The sequence below is a fragment of the Gilliamella sp. M0320 genome (assembly GCF_016101635.1).
Taxonomy (GTDB): Bacteria; Pseudomonadota; Gammaproteobacteria; order Enterobacterales; family Orbaceae; genus Gilliamella; species Gilliamella apis.
Genome location: NZ_JACFQD010000003.1, coordinates 168,391 through 184,957, shown reverse-complemented (window position 1 = coordinate 184,957; position 16,567 = coordinate 168,391). Strand labels below are relative to the sequence as shown.

Here is a 16,567-nt window from a genome sequence, read left to right as displayed (position 1 = left end):
TTATTAATCAATAATAGTTTTTCATTTTGGCAAAAAATGCTAAGATACTGCGGTTATGACTATGATTAATTACTGGCAACATATAAGTAAACGCCTTATTATTAAAACCGCATTATCGCACTTATTATTAGGTGTAATTGCTACTGGGTTCGGTTTTTACCAACAAAATGCTTTACCAGTTCAATCAGTTACTACTCAAGTTGGTATTATTGCGATTACCGAAATAGTTCAAGATCAGCAAATTCCAACTAAAAAAGCCTCGCAAATCTTATCTTTGTCACCAAAACAGCATTACGATAAGCAAATTATCGTACGAAATTATGACGAAGTTAGTCCAAATACTGTTATTCGATTATCTCCCTATAATGGAATAAGAGCCGGTCCAAACGCTACCGCTTAATAGATTTTACATAATCAAATTAATTAATTTATTCAATAAGGTTTAATCCTTATATCTCCCATTATAAAAAACAATAAGAGAAAATTTATGTTATTAAAATTATTAACTAAAGTATTCGGTAGCCGTAATGAACGTGTATTAAAATCTATGCGTAAGCGTGTTGAAACTATCAATGCCCTTGAGCCAGCAATGGAAGCATTAAGCGATGAAGAACTTAAGGCAAAAACTAACGAATTTAAACAAAAAATTGCCGACGGTACAAAATTAGACGATATATTAGAAGAAGCTTTTGCCGTAGTCCGTGAAGCAAGTAAGCGTGTATTTGGTATGCGTCATTTTGATGTACAATTAATTGGTGGTATGGTTCTAAATGAACGTTGTATAGCTGAAATGCGTACTGGTGAAGGTAAAACATTAACCGCAACGTTGCCTGCTTATTTAAATGCGTTAACCGGTAAAGGGGTACATGTTGTCACCGTTAATGATTATTTAGCACAACGTGATGCTGAAAATAATCGTCCTTTATTTGAATTTTTAGGCTTAACAGTGGGCATTAACTTACCTAATATGCCACCGCATTTAAAACGTGATGCTTACAATGCTGATATCACTTATGGTACTAACAACGAATATGGATTTGACTATTTGCGTGACAATATGGTCTTTAGTAAAGAGGCCCGAGTACAACGCCCACTTCATTATGCGTTAGTGGATGAGGTCGATTCAATTTTAATTGATGAAGCAAGAACACCACTGATTATTTCTGGTCAAGCTGAAGATAGCTCAGATAGATATGTTAGTATCGATAAAATCATTCCACATTTAATCCGTCAAGAAAAAGAAGATTCGGATCAGTTCCAAGGTGATGGAGACTTCTCAATTGATGAAAAATCTCGTCAGGTTAACTTAACCGAACGAGGTTTAATTAAGGTTGAAGAATTACTAATAAAACAAGGCATTATGAAAGGTGATGAATCACTTTACGCACCTAGTAATATTGTACTAATGCACCATGTTAATGCAGCGCTTCGTGCCCATCACTTATTCCATCGTGATGTTGATTATATTGTTAGAGACAATGAAATCGTTATTGTTGATGAACATACAGGCCGTACGATGGATGGTCGTCGTTGGTCTGACGGTTTACACCAAGCAGTGGAAGCTAAAGAACATGTTAAAATTCAAAATGAGAATCAAACATTAGCCTCTATTACTTTCCAAAACTATTTCCGTCTCTATGAAAAATTAGCCGGTATGACAGGTACTGCTGATACCGAAGCTTTCGAATTTAACCAAATTTATGGTTTGGATACCATTGTTATTCCAACCAACCGACCTATGGTAAGAAAAGATCAGCCTGATCTTGTCTATATGACCGAAAAAGAAAAAATTGATGCTATCGTGGCTGATGTACAAGCTTGTGTTAAACGAGGACAACCGGTATTAGTCGGTACTGCATCTATCGAGAAATCAGAGCTTGTCTCACATGCCTTTAAAAAAGCAGGCATCAAACATAATGTTCTTAACGCCAAATTCCATGCGCAAGAAGCCGAAATTATTGCTGACGCAGGTAGTAAAGGGGCCGTAACAATCGCAACGAATATGGCTGGTCGTGGTACAGATATTATGCTTGGTGGTAACTGGCAAAGTGAAGTTGCAAAATTAGAAAATCCAACTGAAGCAGATATCGAAAAAGCGAAACAAGCATGGCAAGCGAAACATGAAGAAGTTATTGAACTAGGTGGATTATATATTCTTGGTACAGAACGTCATGAATCACGCCGAATTGATAATCAATTACGTGGTCGTGCTGGTCGTCAAGGGGATCCAGGCGCTTCTCGCTTTTATCTATCATTAGAAGACCCACTAATGCGTATCTTCGCATCAGATCGTGTCGGTAATATGATGCGTAAATTTGGTATGAAAGAAGGCGAAGCAATTGAACACCCATGGATTACTAAAGCTATCGCTAATGCTCAGAAAAAAGTTGAAAGTCGCAACTTTGATATTCGTAAACAATTACTCGAATATGATGATGTAGCCAATGATCAACGTAAAGCTATTTATAGCCAACGTAATGATTTATTAGATAACGTAGATATCAAAGAGACAATTGATTCAATACGTGGGGATGTATTTTCGACGGTTATTGATCAATATATTCCACCACAATCGATTGAAGAAATGTGGGATGTTGCTGGATTAGAAGCAGCCTTAAAAAATGATTTTGATTTAGATTTACCTATCGCTAAATGGCTTGATGAAGAGCAAAATCTTCATGAAGAAAATTTACGTGAACGCATCTTACAACTTGCACAAGATAAATATCTTGAAAAAGAAACTGCAGCTGGCGCTGACGCCTTCAGACAATTCGAAAAAAGCGTTATGTTACAAACACTTGATACGTTATGGAAAGAGCATTTATCTGCTATGGATTATTTACGTCAAGGCATTCATTTACGAGGATATGCACAAAAAGATCCTAAACAGGAATACAAACGTGAATCATTCAATATGTTTGCCAATATGTTAGAATCTTTGAAATATGATGTAATTGGTATTTTAAGCCGCGTACAAATTCGTTCACAAGAAGAAGTTGATGAAGCTGAACGTCAACGTCAAGCTGAAATCGAAAGATTAATGGCGAAACAACAGGCTAACCATGAATCAGTGACCGGTATTGATGGTGAGAATGATGGGCAAGCATCAAATTCATCACAACCGATTGTCCGCACGCAAGCTAAAGTAGGACGTAATGATCCTTGTCCATGTGGATCTGGAAAAAAATATAAACATTGTCATGGAGCTGTTAATTAAGCCAAAAATTTAGTATGATTAAACAATATTGATGTTTAAATCAACGAATTTTGTTACTTAAAAATCAAAAGGGAAAGCATAGTCTTTCCCTAACTTTAATCATAAACAGACAGGACCATGAAAAAACATACTGAAATTGCTGTAGGTATAATTCGTTCACAAGATTGTCAAATTTTTATCACCCAACGCGGTGAAGATTCTCATCTTGCTGGTTTTTGGGAGTTCCCTGGCGGAAAAATCGAAACTGGTGAAACACCTTATCAAACATTAGAACGCGAAATAGCCGAAGAAGTCGATATCCACATTCATCAGGCTCAATTTTTAAAAACCTTTGAACACAGTTATGATGATCGCGATATCACAATTCATGCCTACTTAGTAGAAGAATGGGATGGCGTCCCTTTTGCGAAAGAAGGGCAACCAAGCCGTTGGATTGATCAAGAAGATCTGAATGCAGATGAATTTCCTGATGCTAATAGACTAATTATTGAAATGCTTAAAAATTTAGATAAGCAAATTTAATTTATCACTAATATTAGTTAAGAATTTGGCTTGTCAGCTATTCTTAGCTAAGGTCTCACCAAAAATTTCATTGTGATTTAATTTGCTATACTTCGACCAAAATTGATTAAAATTCAATCATTCATTTCCCTGCCACTGGATTAATATCCCCAATATGCGTATTATTAACGCGATTTTCTCTTAATTTTGACAATTATTAGAGATTATCTTGTTTATTTTAAGAAGGTATAAAAACAATGAAAGAATATAAAGTAGTAATTTATCAAGAAGGCGCTTTGTCTTCAATGCTCTTGGGAGCAGCTAATGCAAATCCTGAAAAATTTGGTGCTTTTTTAAATGATAATGCACAGCAAGGTTGGCGCGTTATAACAATGCAAAAAGATTTGCGCCGTTTATTTTTATTCTGGCGACGAGAAGCTTATCTAGTTGTGATGGAGCGAGATCGTGGCTAATTAAAATAGAATAAAACCTTTTCTATATTACTATTAGGAATCAATGCAAATTAACTATATTGATTCCTATTAAAAAGGTGATTATCTCAATTCTGTTTATTTTACTGATTTACGATGTAACCTCTGCTCAGCCAAAGCAAGAAAAACAATCCCAACAATAATAGACAATGCCCCTAGTAGGCGCGTAAGCGTAATTTGTTCATTAAATGCAACAACCGATACAAACATCACAGTAACAAGTTGCAAATGCGATGCAGCAAAAGCTGGGCCAACTGGCGCTTTTTTTAACAATACCATCCAAGTGATAAATGCTCCAGCATATCCAACCATAACTAAATATGCCCACCCATGACTAAAAATTCTTAACAACCAACTCATATTTGCTTCAAAAGGCAAGGCTGAAATAGCCGTAAGTTTAAAAAAAGTTTGCCCAAAAGTATCAAAAAAGAGCAACAAGACAAAACCGATGATATAAAATTTTTTCATTAAGTTAATCCTACTAATATCACACCGGTAGTTATAAAAAATATCCCTAGCAACCGAAAGGGGGTTAGATGTTCTTTAAATAAGATACGTCCAGCAAGCATCACGGTGATCATATTAAAAGAGCCTAATAAGATCCCTTGTGATAGTGGCACTTCGCTTAAAAAAGCCAACCAAAACACAAAACCAATGAAATAAGAACCAAATCCTAACCACAGCCATATGTTACCGAATAATTTCTGCCAATAACGACCATCTTTATCATTAGAGGTCACTGCGGCATATTTGAAAGCAACTTGCCCTACTGTGTCGCAAACAATATTAACTAACCATAATAAAATAATTAAGGTTGACATGAATGACAAATTCCATGAATTTCAAGCACACTATGTTTTATTAAAAATTCACTTTGCGTCGCTAATAACTTAAGTTGACTTTCAATATTTTCAGAGTGCTTTTCAATAATCTGATGACAATTATCACAAATAAATAAAATGGATATATGTTGCGGGTCATGAAAATGCGGACAAATAATATAACAGTTAGTTGACTCCACCTTATGAATAAAACCTTGTTCAAGTAAAAATTCCAGAGCACGATAAATTGTTGGTGGTTTAGCTTGTGGTTCACTGACTTTTAAAAGATCTAAAAGATCATATGCGCTCATTGCTCTATTGGCTTTAAGCATAATATTTAAAACGGTTTTACGCTGAGTGGTCAGCTTAATACCTCGTTTTTTGCATAAAGTTTCAACTTTTTCAATCAGCAAGTTATGCATTCAGTTCCCTTCATTCTATTTATTTCTTTTTTAATGCCGCTTTCTTTCGTCGAATCTCTTTCGGATCATTGATTAACGCTCGATATATTTCAATACGATCACCATCTTTTACTTGTTCAGTAAGCTCACAACGTTTGCCATAAATACCGACAAAATGACCATCTAATTGAATATTGCATAATGATAAGATATTGGATTTTGCAATTGCTTGCAAGACATTCGTTTGTTCATCAACTGCACAATCAATAATAGTCGGTTGATTAGGTAGCGCATATACAACTTGGATATTTATCATCTTAATATATCTGCCTTGCTCTTTGCGAAAATGCTTTAACCATATTGGTCATCACTTCTTTAAAAATAGGAGAAAAAACAGCACCCATTAATTTATTATTAAATTCAAAATCTAAACTAAAGCTAATTTTACTATTTTGGTTATCTAGTTGAGTAAATTGCCATCGTCCTTTTAAATGTTTAAATGGACCATCTAACAATGCCATATCAATTGAATTAGGTTCATTAATCTTATTTATGGTAGTAAATGATTTTTTAAAGCCTAATTTTTCAACTTCAATAAAAGCAGTTAGAATGTTATCTTGTTTGCTAATAATCCCAGTTGCTATACAATCAGGGACAAATTCGGGGTATTTAGCTATATCGTTAACCAATGCAAACATTTGTTCGGTTGAATAAGGCTCGATCACCTCATGAAAAACATATGCCATAATAATAAAATTAAAAGTTAAAATTAGTGGCATATAGTATCATGTAACTCTATAATAACGCACATTATGACTAAGAAAAAATCACATAAGCCGGGTTCGGCAACTATTGCATTAAATAAACGTGCACGCCATGAGTACTTTATTGAAGAGGAAATTGAAGCAGGTTTATCCCTACAAGGTTGGGAAGTAAAGTCCCTGCGAGCAGGTAAAGCGAATATTAGTGACAGTTATGTGTTACTAAAAAATGGGGAAGCATGGTTATTTGGTGCAACAATAACACCATTAAATGTTGCGTCTACACATGTCGTATGTGAACCTATGCGTACTCGAAAATTATTACTTAATGAACGTGAATTAAACTCGCTATTTGGCCAAATTAACCGCCAAGGTTATACCGTTGTTGCATTATCCTTATATTGGAAAAATGCGTGGGCAAAAGTAAAAATTGGTGTCGCAAAAGGTAAAAAAGAGTACGACAAACGCACCGATATAAAAGAAAGACAATGGCAAGTTGACAAAGCTCGCATCATGAAAAATGCCAACCGCTAATCTTACTTACAACAGCAAATCTTAAATTAACGGTGGCGTATAATTTTTGGCTGAATAAAAAATGCCTGATGTTTTAATTCTTTAAAATTTAATAAATCATCAATGACATTCACACAAGTCAGCGCCATCTTCTCAAAATCCTGCTCGATTGCATCTATTGGATAGTAACAATAATCAAGATAACTATTGTAATCATAAGAACATAAATAGATCTGCTTTGGATCAATTTTAGCTTCGACCAAATAACTCAGTACCTCTTGCAGTAAGTTACCTGATGGCGTAAAAATAGCTTTTGGTACCCTACCCAATTTTTGATGAACACTTTTCAACAATTGGTAACCTTTATTTGGACAATAATTATCACTCACCAGCCAATCTCTATCAACTTTTAATCCAACACTTTCTAAACCTTGCTTAAATCCCTTAAGTCTAGCTTGAATTGACGTTAACTGAATATCACAGCCAATAAAATAAAATTCATCTAACTTTTCGGCATAAGGTTTGATTAAATCAGCTACAGATTGCAATGCTTCACTAGTAATAAAAGGTAATGTCGTATCTTGTAGATAACGGTCAAAAAGTAATACTGGTGTATTTTGATTAATATCGACATAAAATTGGTCACTATCTAATGAAGTTACCACTATCATTGCATCAACTTTACGTTCAACCAAATTTTGCGCAACTTTAAGCTCAACTTCTTTATTATAATGACTACAAGTGATCAATAATTGAATATTCTTTTGCCGAAAACAAGCTTCTAAATGATGCAAAAACATTGAAAAAAATGAATTTGACATATCAGGAACAATAACACCAATAGTATTGGTACTGTTAGCTTTAACTAAATATTGATGAATATGTGATTGATCGCGGTATTTTTCCGCAATAGATAAAACTCTTTGCCTAGTTTGCGGAGAAATACGATATTTTTTATCTCGTTTATTAAATATATGACTGACGGTCGTTGCCGACACGCCAGCCAAACGAGCAATATCATTAATTTTCAGTTTATTACTCGCCATATACGAATCACCTTAATATCAACGTGGGGTGCGTTGTTGTTTATTTGGGAATACCGGATTGTTATTCACCGATGGACTTTGATACCAATAAGCAACACTGGCAATATCATCACAACGTTCATACAATCTGATATCATCATTACCGATTTGTTGAAACGCCAGTTTGATATTTTTGTGGAATGCAATTGGATCTGGAAGATGCCAACGATATAAACCATGCATTGGTAAACCATCGTCACCAAAGCCATGTACAGGATTGGAATCACCTGTTTGGAAAAAGTCACGCGTCGCATCACGGTTTGTTTGATAAGGGTAACCCATAAACATCGTTTGGAAACATTTTGCTTTTGGACGTCCTTGGCTATCTCGATTATGAAATGCCCATGCACCACCAAAGTAATCTTCTGAACCAGTTGAATGTTGGGTTGGATATTCACTATCATCATCAAGATAGAATTTAAATTCACCTTCACCCCACCAATAACGCTCTAATGCCGTAAGGGCTAAGTAGGTACCGACATAATAACCGTAACCTTGAACATTATCTAATATAACATAATCTTGTGCATAATTAGTTACACGTTGACGACGCCATTGTGCATGGAAATAAAGTGGATTTTCAAACGGTTTTGGCATTAACGCATAATTAATGGTAAAGAAGAAATGCTGTAAATCAGCTTCATGTTCATTATGAATCTCAATTCGCGCTTTTTTATTAAATGGCATTCTAAAATAACTATTAAAACCACCGGTTGGATTAACCACAATTGGCATTGAATTTATATCACATCTAGCACCAAAACCATTACAGAAAAAGTCACCAATTGGACTTTCTACTGAAGGAACTGTTTCATCATCCCAATAGATACGAATAACCACATCACGCAATACAAAACTACCTCGATGCGTTCTATCAGTTAAAGTAAACCACATATGACGGATCTCAGCAGGACCAGTAATTTCAGCGATAGTCACTCTTTCACCCGCTGCAATTGAAATACAGCCTTGTCCTTTTCGACTTGGTCCTAAAGCACTCGCTTTCATGCACGATTTACCTTTTTCGCCAGTCATATTTTCTGGAGAAATTGTTCTGGTTTGTTCAAAGTTAAACTGTGTTACTGAATTAAATATATTCATTTTGTATCCTCAATATTTTTTATCAAATACTATTTATTAAATTACTAAAATCTGTTTTATGATTTAATGTTGTCTTCAAGCTTAGGACTATCTGATTTTTTATCACGGCTTAAGAAGAACACTGCAAAAATCATAAAGGCTAAAACCACTAAACCTAAGTTATTAAAGGTGATTGCTGAACCATGAGTATCATAGAAATTACCAACGAAGGTAGAGAACAAGATAACGCCGACAGAACCAGCAACTTGATAACCAATTAAAAATACGGTAGCAGAGAGACGAGCGTTAAAATTATTATCAATATATTTAAACACTGACACTAAAATGGTTGAGATTTCTAAGCAGTGCATCAATTTTATTACTGAAATAATAGCAATGCTTTCGACATGCCCAGTTAAGAAGATTCGCGTAGCGGAAATAAAAGCAGCAAAGATTAACGCATTTTTTGCCCCTACTTTGTTAACCACAAATGGCACACAAAACATAACTGCAGCTTCTAAAAAGACCTGAAATGAATTTAAAATACCGTATAAGCGATAACCATCATTCACATCTTCAAATTGCTGAGTAAAATAAACCGGGAATAATTGTTGGTCATAAATGTTGTACAAGCTATAAGTTCCGAGAACATAAACAACAAATATCCAGAACTTTTTCAATGCAAATACTGAAACAATTTCGTTAAAACTTAACTTTTCTTTCTTTTGAAATACTACCGAAGATGATTTGCTTAAATCAGGCTTGAAATTAAGATTGAGTATCATAAAACAGATACCTACAACTGAAGCTGCCCAAAAATTTAGATGAGGATTAATGCTTATTAAATTACCGGCAACAAACGTACCAGCAGCATAGGCAATACACCCCCATGTACGACATTGTCCAAATTCAAAGTTAAACGCTCGACTTATTTTTTCACAGTATGAGTCGATTAACCCCATACCAGCAATCCAACCAAAGCCAAGAAAGAAACTACCAAAAATAACACCAGCATAAAAATTATGTCGCAACAGTGGTTCATAAACATAAATTAACGCCGGTGCAGCACAAGTTATAATGATACTTTGAAACCAAATAAGATGTTTCTTAAGCACAAGTTTGTCTTGATAAACACCATAAATTATCATGATGATCAATGAAATTAAATAGTTAAATGAATAGATGATACCGGTTTGCTTTGCAGTTAAACCAATCTCTTTACTAAGCCATATTGCATAAAAAGAAAAAACAAAACTACCAGCTGCGTAATACATAATGCTATAAAACGAAGCAAACCAATAAGTTGGTTTTTTATAAAATGCACTTGTCATAATTTATCCTATAAAGAGTTAAGCACTAATTTGAGTATGAATAGCTAAAAATTTAGCTTTAACGGCTTTATTAGATAAATGTGATCAACTTCAAAGTAATTTTATTTTTAGTAAACGGGTTAATTGGTAATAAGTAGAAATAACATTAATAAACAGTATGTTATTCAAATTACTGAGAGGTGAATAAAAATTACAATTTAATTAAAAGAGTCAAATGTGTCGATTTAAGACTTAAAAAAATAGCTAAAAATGCAATTAGCCAATAAATAAAAAAATAACCGCTAATAATAAACTAGCGGTTATTTCAAATATCATGGTTAAGCATTTAAGCTAATTAATTTACCATCTTGCTTAACAAAAGATTGATTAACATGAACGTCTTGACTATTTTTAACAAATAGCGGTTCACTGACAATATTGTCGATAATTACATTATTAAATAACACGCTCTGGGCGTTCTCAATAAAAAATCCTTTGCCCGCTTCAGGTTTGACATCTTTAAACATATCGACCTCACCAGCTTGTGCATTTAATTGCATTGAAACCCGAATATTATCAAAAGAGATATTCGAAATTGGCGATTCAGGGATACCATATAAAAAACCGGCGTAGGCACGAACATTTTTAGCAATAATGTTTGAGAAGCTAATATTGTGACATGCCGGCGTTGATTCATCGACAGGTAGAGCTTGTTTATTCCAAACAATAGGATCATTCCCTTTCGGACCACAATAGTAGTAATAGTTCATCACAAACGCAGATAGAACTTCGTCCATGACGATATTACTAAATGTGATATCAGAAATCGTGCCCCCTCGACCTCGACGAGTTTTGAATCTTACTCCGCGATCAGTTTTTTGGAATACACAATTAGTAATTGTGACATTACGGATGCAACCACTCATCTCACTACCAAGAACCACGGCACCATGCCCATGAATCATATTACAATTAGTAATCAAAATGTTTTCACATGGACTTTTTTCTGCTGTTTCTTCAGTGCCAGCCTTTATCGCAATACAATCATCGCCAACATCAATATAACAATTGGAAATTCTTACATTACGACAAGATTCAGGGTTAATACCATCGGTATTGGGTGAATCAGCTTGGTTGAGAATCGAAATATTATCGACAACAACATTATTCGATTCCATTGGATGAACGGTCCAACTAGGTGATTGAGTTAGAAAGACTTTTTCAATAGTAACTCGTTCACAGAAATCAAAACCAATTAAATAAGGTCGTGGGTATTTAAGATTGCTTCGTTCATGACGGAATGTATGCCACCATTTTTGTCCATTACCATCGATCTTACCATTTCCGGTGATAACCACATTTTTGATATTATGTCCGTAAATACAAGGCATATACACATCTTGCTTAACCCCTTCCCAACGAGAATTAACCACTGGATAATCTTTTTCATCATCAGAAAATAATAAAGTTGCCCCTTGTTCAACAACTAAGGTTAAGTTGCTACAAAGTTTGATTGCACCAGTAAAATAGATACCAACTGGAATAACTAATGTTCCACCACCTAATTGGTCAATATGTTGAATTGCTTTTTCAAACGCTAAGGTATTTATTGATTTTCCATCACCAATAGCACCAAATTCTGTTATAGAGAGAATCGTCATAAGTTTATCCTATATATTTTGGCAAATATAACCCTTTTAATGTAGCTTAAATATTTGCTTTGTTACTTTAAACTTTAGGATCAGCACTGCTGATCCTGATTAAGAATTTATTTCGTTTTAGTCGGTTTTTGTTTGAAGCCAATATTATTATTACCAAAACATTTTTCATAATTGATGCCAGATAATTCCTCAACCACTTTGCGAGTTTCAGGGCTAACATCTTCCATTTTGCCACCTTGGCGGATACGAGCAACTTCATTAATAATGATGGAGTGAGTCGCGTGATCAAGTTTCATTCGCCATGCAAAGAATGCACCAATTAAAGCCATGCCAATAACACCATATAAAATAATGCCATTAATTGCATCAATCGCACTTTGTGGTTGAATATGTGATTTCGATTCAAATCCATAAGCACTTAATATCACACCAAGTACAAAAACAATTGAAGCTCGAACTAATTTACCGGCCATCGTCATTGCACCTGCATATACTCCTTCACGACGACGATTGGTTACCACTTCATCTACATCCGCAAGGAACACATATACACTCCAAGGAATATAGTAAACACCGCCAGTTCCTAAACCAAACCAAATGGTAATACCCACTACAAGCCAAGTAATATGCGGTAGATTAAAGTAATAGATACCGACATAACCTATCATTGATGAGACAACAATTAATAGAGCGATAATAAAAGGTTTTTTAAAGCCTTTTTTGGCACAATACATCATAAAAAAAGCAGTGGAAACTAACTGGCAAATACTACTTAATGAATTCATTGAAGCAACAAATGAACGTGGTTCACCGAGACTAAAAACAATGAAATAGGTAAATACCGCTGTAAATAACCATTCAGCACCAAAACCAAATAAATACATGCCTAAATGTGTTCTAAATGTTTTAATACGGAAGGTGGATAGAATATCAATAAACAGCTTTTTGATAGCCTCAAAAAAGCTATGAACTGACTCGTCTTTTACCTCATCTTTAGGTTTTTCCCAGCTATTACAATACAGCAAAATTAACGCTAACATCATGATAGTGGCATAAGTGATGCCGGTTAATAAAAATGGTGTTGCGGATTCTTTACTGTAAAAATAGAAAAATACCCCCGGTATTGCCGCCCCTAAGAAGTTCGCTACTTTACCAAACATCGCTTTTGAACCAGTTAAATAAGTGCGCTCCGAAAAGTTAGAGGTCATTTCTACCGGTAATGTATTAAATGGAATCATAATGCTGGTATAAATAATCTCAAATAAAATATACGTTATGAGGTAATACCAAAATCCCATACCATCGATCCATAGCATAGGGTAAATAACCATTAGAGGGATGCCAATCAAAATAAAGAATCGACGTCGTCCAAATCGTTGACCTATTTTAGTTTGATAAAAATTATCAGTAATAAAGCCCATCAATGGATTGAGAATGACATCAAGATAAGTGGCAATTGAAAAAATTAGTGCAGCTTGTACCACACTTAATCCACAAAAAGTGGTATAAAAATAGAGCAACCAAGCACCGCTAATCGCTAATGCTCCACTACCTATTAAATTACCACTACCATATGAGAATCTTACTAACCATGTAATTTTATTCTCTTTTTTTTCGTTCATAAAAGATACCTATATTATTTAAAAAAAAGGGTCCCCGCATTAAGTCCCGCAGGACTTAATGTCATAGGTATTAACTATTGAATTTATGCCTAGAGAGTTACGCCGCTTTTTAAGATGGCTAAATTCCTGAAATTATTGATTTCGTTTCGAGTTTTTTCGCCACTAGCGATCAGAGCAATCTGCTCAATAAACTCTAGCAACAAAGATTGCATGGACACACCTTGTATAAGCTTACCGGCATTAAAATCGATCCAATTGGCTTTCTTGTCGGCCAATTGGGTATTAGTTGCAATTTTCACTGTAGGTACAATTCCACCATAAGGCGTACCTCTTCCAGTAGTGAAAAGAACCATATGACATCCAGCAGCCGATAAAGCCCCAGTAGCTACAGCGTCATTACCTGGTGCACTTAGTAAATTCAAGCCATGTTTAGTTAACATTTGACCATATTTAAGGACATCAATAACTTCACTGCCGCCCGCTTTTTGGGTACATCCCAGAGATTTTTCTTCTAAGGTTGTGATCCCACCAGCCTTGTTACCAGGAGAAGGATTTTCATAGATAGGTTGATTATTTGAAATAAAATACTGTTTAAAGTCATTTATCATATCGACTGTTTTATCGAAAGTAGACTCATCAACACAATGTGACATTAAAATATTTTCAGCACCAAACATTTCTGGCACTTCAGTAAGTACACTTGTACCACCATGAGCAACAACATAGTCAGAAAAAAGACCGAGCATTGGATTGGCTGTAATGCCAGAGAAACCATCTGAACCACCGCACTCCAAACCAAATTTCAATTCACTTAAGCGCCCTAATTGGCGTTTATCTTGTTTCATAATCGCATAAAGCTCTCTTAAGTGAACCAATGCTGCTTCCACTTCATCGGTTTCTTGCTGAGCAATTAAAAATCTAACTCGAGATTCGTCGTACTCTCCTAAATCAGCCTTAAATTCTGAAACCTGATTATTTTCACAACCAAGTCCTATTACCAATACAGCGCCAGCATTAGGATGTTTAACTAAATTTTGTAATATAGTTTTAGTATTTTGATGATCTTGTCCTAATTGAGAGCAGCCATAAGGATGTTCAAGTACCGTAATACCATCGATATCTAATTGATTATTTAACTCATCACAAAATTGTTTAACCATTTGTTCGGCGATACCATTAATACAAGTGACAGTTGGAATAATCCAAAGTTCATTACGGATACCTACTTCACCATTGTTACGTCGATAGATCTGTACTTCTTTATCAGCTATCTCATGCAACAATTCATTTTTTGATAAAGTAGGTTGATATTGATAATCATTAATGTCACTTAAATTAGTTTTCAAATTATGTGAATGAATATGCTCACCAGCCTTAATAAAGCGAGTAGCGTGACCGATTGGTAAGCCATATTTAATAATATTTTCATTTTGCTTAATATCGTTAAGGGCAAATTTATGCCCTTGTTTAACTGGTTCTTTTAGGTCAATGACCAAACCATCTACGACAATATTTTCTTCATGTGCTTCTAAATCAGATAATGCTACCCCAACATTATCTTTATTATTAATTTTTATAAATTTAATCATTGAATCACTCATACTATTTGCTGCCAGCAATACATTTTTCGATTGCTTGACGCATACCACCTTCAATTATGATCGTTAAATATTGAGTTAATGTTTGCGCTAATTGCGGGATACTTAGTAGATCGTGCTGCCAATGAGCTGTATCACCTAATACAACTTGAACTAAATCTTCTAATGAGCTTTTACCCTCAGCAATCGCTGTCCAACTACTATTAAAGCGTTGTAACCAAATTGCATCATCTTGTAATGGATAGTTTTGCCCATTACGCACACCACGATAAAATGCAATTAATGCCGCAAAAGAGAAGACTAAGTGTTTAGGTAATGTCCCTTTCTCTTGCTGATAATTGATCAATTGAGGAAGAATACGGGTTTTAAACTTCGTCATACTGTTTAAGGCAATTGACATCAGTTGATGTTCAATAAATGGATTTTTAAAACGATTAATCACTGAGTCAGCAAAATCAACCAACTCTTGATGAGGTAAATCTAAAACAGGAATAATTTCCTCAAAAATAGTCTCTTTAATATAAGATAAGATCTGTGCATCATTCATTGATTCGCCAACAGTATCAATACCCGCTAAATAAGCAACTGGCACCAGCGCGGTATGTGCTCCATTTAAAATCGCCACTTTACGCTCTTTATATGGTTTAATATCATCAACAATTTTGATATTCATATCGCATTTATCAAGGCATAGTTTTTCAGCTAACCATTGTGGTCCTTGAATAACAAATAGATAAAAATATTCCGCTGAATCAATAAAATTATCTTTATAGCCCAATTCAGCTTCAAGTTCAGCAATTTGCGCTTTCGGATAACCTGGTACGATTCTATCAACTAAAGTCGAACAGAATAAATTATCATTTTCAAGCCAGTTTATGAATTTGTCTGACAAGTTCCATTGGTTGGCATATTTCAGTACTAATTTTTTAAGTGCATCGCCGTTATAATCAATTAATTCACAAGGGATAATAATCAAACCACTTTCTTTACTACCGGCAAAATGAACAAATCTTTCATATAAAAATGCGGTTAATTTAGCTGGATAGCTAGTTGCAGGTTTATCGGTTAATTGGTCACTTTCAACATAACTAATGCCTGCTTCGGTAGTATTTGAAAATATAAACTGAATATTCGGATCTTTAGCTAACTCAAGATATTCATCATATTGAGTATACACATTGATTTCATTATTCACTGAACGAATCAATCTAAACTCCTTCACGGCTTGATTCTGTTCATTTAAACCACGAACCAGTGTGGTATACAAACCATCTTGAATACTTAATGATGGCGGAAAATCGGTATTTAACGGTCGAACCACCACAACACCCGCATCGAGATCAGTTTTCTCATTAAGAATATCTAACTGCCAATCTAAAAATGCCCGTAAAAAATTACCTTCGCCAAACTGAACAACACGAGTCGTATATTTTGCACCCGGAAAATCATTTCTGTTTAATGTTTTCATTACTCTAACTCTTCTTTAATTAATCTAATTACAACGACTTA

At 34.7% G+C, this 16,567-nt stretch carries 17 protein-coding genes; 5 read left to right on the top strand and 12 right to left on the bottom strand.

Annotated elements, in window-relative coordinates:
• Positions 1-55: 55 nt before the first annotated feature.
• From H3T83_RS05380 to H3T83_RS05365, 4 genes are all read left to right on the top strand, one after another.
• The gene (locus H3T83_RS05380) at positions 56-400 is read left to right on the top strand and encodes a hypothetical protein (RefSeq protein ID WP_086365834.1); all 345 of its coding nucleotides are present in this window, start codon (positions 56-58) and stop codon (positions 398-400) included.
• A gap of 87 nt (positions 401-487) precedes the next feature.
• On the top strand, positions 488-3,217 hold the full coding sequence (gene secA, locus H3T83_RS05375) for a preprotein translocase subunit SecA (RefSeq protein WP_198215288.1): 2,730 nt from the start codon (positions 488-490) through the stop codon (positions 3,215-3,217).
• Between the two features lie 117 nt (positions 3,218-3,334).
• Positions 3,335-3,739 carry an 8-oxo-dGTP diphosphatase MutT gene (mutT, locus tag H3T83_RS05370; RefSeq protein WP_065651493.1) on the top strand — a complete coding sequence of 135 codons (405 nt, stop codon included), beginning with the start codon at positions 3,335-3,337 and terminating at the stop codon, positions 3,737-3,739.
• A 236-nt stretch (positions 3,740-3,975) separates the two neighbouring features.
• Entirely contained in the window at positions 3,976-4,191 is a 216-nt protein-coding gene (locus tag H3T83_RS05365) for a DUF4177 domain-containing protein (RefSeq protein ID WP_065577584.1), read from the top strand.
• Positions 4,192-4,287: 96 nt separating this feature from the next.
• On the opposite strand, the gene H3T83_RS05360 is transcribed toward H3T83_RS05365, so the two are convergent.
• Genes H3T83_RS05360 through H3T83_RS05340 form a run of 5 tightly spaced genes read right to left on the bottom strand, consistent with a single transcriptional unit; the run spans position 4,288 to position 6,177 of the window.
• Positions 4,288-4,677: a multidrug efflux SMR transporter gene (locus tag H3T83_RS05360; protein ID WP_086360252.1), complete on the bottom strand. Its 390-nt coding sequence runs from the start codon at positions 4,675-4,677 to the stop codon at positions 4,288-4,290.
• Positions 4,677-5,030 carry an EamA family transporter gene (locus H3T83_RS05355; RefSeq protein ID WP_086353826.1) on the bottom strand — a complete coding sequence of 118 codons (354 nt, stop codon included), beginning with the start codon at positions 5,028-5,030 and terminating at the stop codon, positions 4,677-4,679. Before H3T83_RS05355 ends, H3T83_RS05360 begins: the two co-directional genes overlap by 1 nt.
• Complete coding sequence (zur, locus tag H3T83_RS05350) at positions 5,018-5,452, bottom strand: zinc uptake transcriptional repressor Zur (RefSeq protein ID WP_065577587.1); 435 nt, start codon at positions 5,450-5,452, stop codon at positions 5,018-5,020. The genes H3T83_RS05355 and zur overlap by 13 nt, the downstream gene beginning before the upstream one ends.
• Before the next feature lie 19 nt (positions 5,453-5,471).
• Entirely contained in the window at positions 5,472-5,747 is a 276-nt protein-coding gene (locus H3T83_RS05345) for an RnfH family protein (RefSeq protein WP_065577588.1), read from the bottom strand.
• A gap of 1 nt (position 5,748) precedes the next feature.
• Positions 5,749-6,177 carry a type II toxin-antitoxin system RatA family toxin gene (locus H3T83_RS05340; RefSeq protein ID WP_086320847.1) on the bottom strand — a complete coding sequence of 143 codons (429 nt, stop codon included), beginning with the start codon at positions 6,175-6,177 and terminating at the stop codon, positions 5,749-5,751.
• 66 nt (positions 6,178-6,243) lie between these two features.
• Between H3T83_RS05340 and smpB the strand changes: the two genes are divergently transcribed.
• The gene (gene smpB, locus H3T83_RS05335) at positions 6,244-6,726 is read left to right on the top strand and encodes an SsrA-binding protein SmpB (RefSeq protein ID WP_065577589.1); all 483 of its coding nucleotides are present in this window, start codon (positions 6,244-6,246) and stop codon (positions 6,724-6,726) included.
• A gap of 26 nt (positions 6,727-6,752) precedes the next feature.
• On the opposite strand, the gene H3T83_RS05330 is transcribed toward smpB, so the two are convergent.
• The 7 genes from H3T83_RS05330 to H3T83_RS05300 form a co-directional block, all read right to left on the bottom strand.
• The gene (locus tag H3T83_RS05330; protein WP_198215287.1) at positions 6,753-7,751 is read right to left on the bottom strand and encodes a substrate-binding domain-containing protein; all 999 of its coding nucleotides are present in this window, start codon (positions 7,749-7,751) and stop codon (positions 6,753-6,755) included.
• An 18-nt stretch (positions 7,752-7,769) separates the two neighbouring features.
• Positions 7,770-8,888 (bottom strand): glycoside hydrolase family 172 protein, encoded by a 1,119-nt coding sequence (locus tag H3T83_RS05325; RefSeq protein ID WP_086360248.1) that lies wholly within the window; start codon positions 8,886-8,888, stop codon positions 7,770-7,772.
• 56 nt (positions 8,889-8,944) lie between these two features.
• On the bottom strand, positions 8,945-10,198 hold the full coding sequence (locus H3T83_RS05320) for an oligosaccharide MFS transporter (RefSeq protein WP_198215286.1): 1,254 nt from the start codon (positions 10,196-10,198) through the stop codon (positions 8,945-8,947).
• A 317-nt stretch (positions 10,199-10,515) separates the two neighbouring features.
• Positions 10,516-11,838: a glycoside hydrolase family 28 protein gene (locus H3T83_RS05315; RefSeq protein ID WP_086320791.1), complete on the bottom strand. Its 1,323-nt coding sequence runs from the start codon at positions 11,836-11,838 to the stop codon at positions 10,516-10,518.
• A 107-nt stretch (positions 11,839-11,945) separates the two neighbouring features.
• Positions 11,946-13,460: an MFS transporter gene (locus H3T83_RS05310; RefSeq protein WP_086320792.1), complete on the bottom strand. Its 1,515-nt coding sequence runs from the start codon at positions 13,458-13,460 to the stop codon at positions 11,946-11,948.
• Between the two features lie 89 nt (positions 13,461-13,549).
• On the bottom strand, positions 13,550-15,049 hold the full coding sequence (locus H3T83_RS05305; protein WP_086320848.1) for a UxaA family hydrolase: 1,500 nt from the start codon (positions 15,047-15,049) through the stop codon (positions 13,550-13,552).
• 13 nt (positions 15,050-15,062) lie between these two features.
• The gene (locus H3T83_RS05300; protein ID WP_198215285.1) at positions 15,063-16,526 is read right to left on the bottom strand and encodes a tagaturonate reductase; all 1,464 of its coding nucleotides are present in this window, start codon (positions 16,524-16,526) and stop codon (positions 15,063-15,065) included.
• Positions 16,527-16,567: the final 41 nt, after the last annotated feature.

Coding starts and splice junctions, on each gene's coding strand:
- H3T83_RS05380 (WP_086365834.1), top strand. CDS start 56: ATGACTATGATTAATTACTGGCAACATATAAGTAAACGCCTTATTATT.
- secA (WP_198215288.1), top strand. CDS start 488: ATGTTATTAAAATTATTAACTAAAGTATTCGGTAGCCGTAATGAACGT.
- mutT (WP_065651493.1), top strand. CDS start 3,335: ATGAAAAAACATACTGAAATTGCTGTAGGTATAATTCGTTCACAAGAT.
- H3T83_RS05365 (WP_065577584.1), top strand. CDS start 3,976: ATGAAAGAATATAAAGTAGTAATTTATCAAGAAGGCGCTTTGTCTTCA.
- H3T83_RS05360 (WP_086360252.1), bottom strand. CDS start 4,677: ATGAAAAAATTTTATATCATCGGTTTTGTCTTGTTGCTCTTTTTTGAT.
- H3T83_RS05355 (WP_086353826.1), bottom strand. CDS start 5,030: ATGTCAACCTTAATTATTTTATTATGGTTAGTTAATATTGTTTGCGAC.
- zur (WP_065577587.1), bottom strand. CDS start 5,452: ATGCATAACTTGCTGATTGAAAAAGTTGAAACTTTATGCAAAAAACGA.
- H3T83_RS05345 (WP_065577588.1), bottom strand. CDS start 5,747: ATGATAAATATCCAAGTTGTATATGCGCTACCTAATCAACCGACTATT.
- H3T83_RS05340 (WP_086320847.1), bottom strand. CDS start 6,177: ATGGCATATGTTTTTCATGAGGTGATCGAGCCTTATTCAACCGAACAA.
- smpB (WP_065577589.1), top strand. CDS start 6,244: ATGACTAAGAAAAAATCACATAAGCCGGGTTCGGCAACTATTGCATTA.
- H3T83_RS05330 (WP_198215287.1), bottom strand. CDS start 7,751: ATGGCGAGTAATAAACTGAAAATTAATGATATTGCTCGTTTGGCTGGC.
- H3T83_RS05325 (WP_086360248.1), bottom strand. CDS start 8,888: ATGAATATATTTAATTCAGTAACACAGTTTAACTTTGAACAAACCAGA.
- H3T83_RS05320 (WP_198215286.1), bottom strand. CDS start 10,198: ATGACAAGTGCATTTTATAAAAAACCAACTTATTGGTTTGCTTCGTTT.
- H3T83_RS05315 (WP_086320791.1), bottom strand. CDS start 11,838: ATGACGATTCTCTCTATAACAGAATTTGGTGCTATTGGTGATGGAAAA.
- H3T83_RS05310 (WP_086320792.1), bottom strand. CDS start 13,460: ATGAACGAAAAAAAAGAGAATAAAATTACATGGTTAGTAAGATTCTCA.
- H3T83_RS05305 (WP_086320848.1), bottom strand. CDS start 15,049: ATGATTAAATTTATAAAAATTAATAATAAAGATAATGTTGGGGTAGCA.
- H3T83_RS05300 (WP_198215285.1), bottom strand. CDS start 16,526: ATGAAAACATTAAACAGAAATGATTTTCCGGGTGCAAAATATACGACT.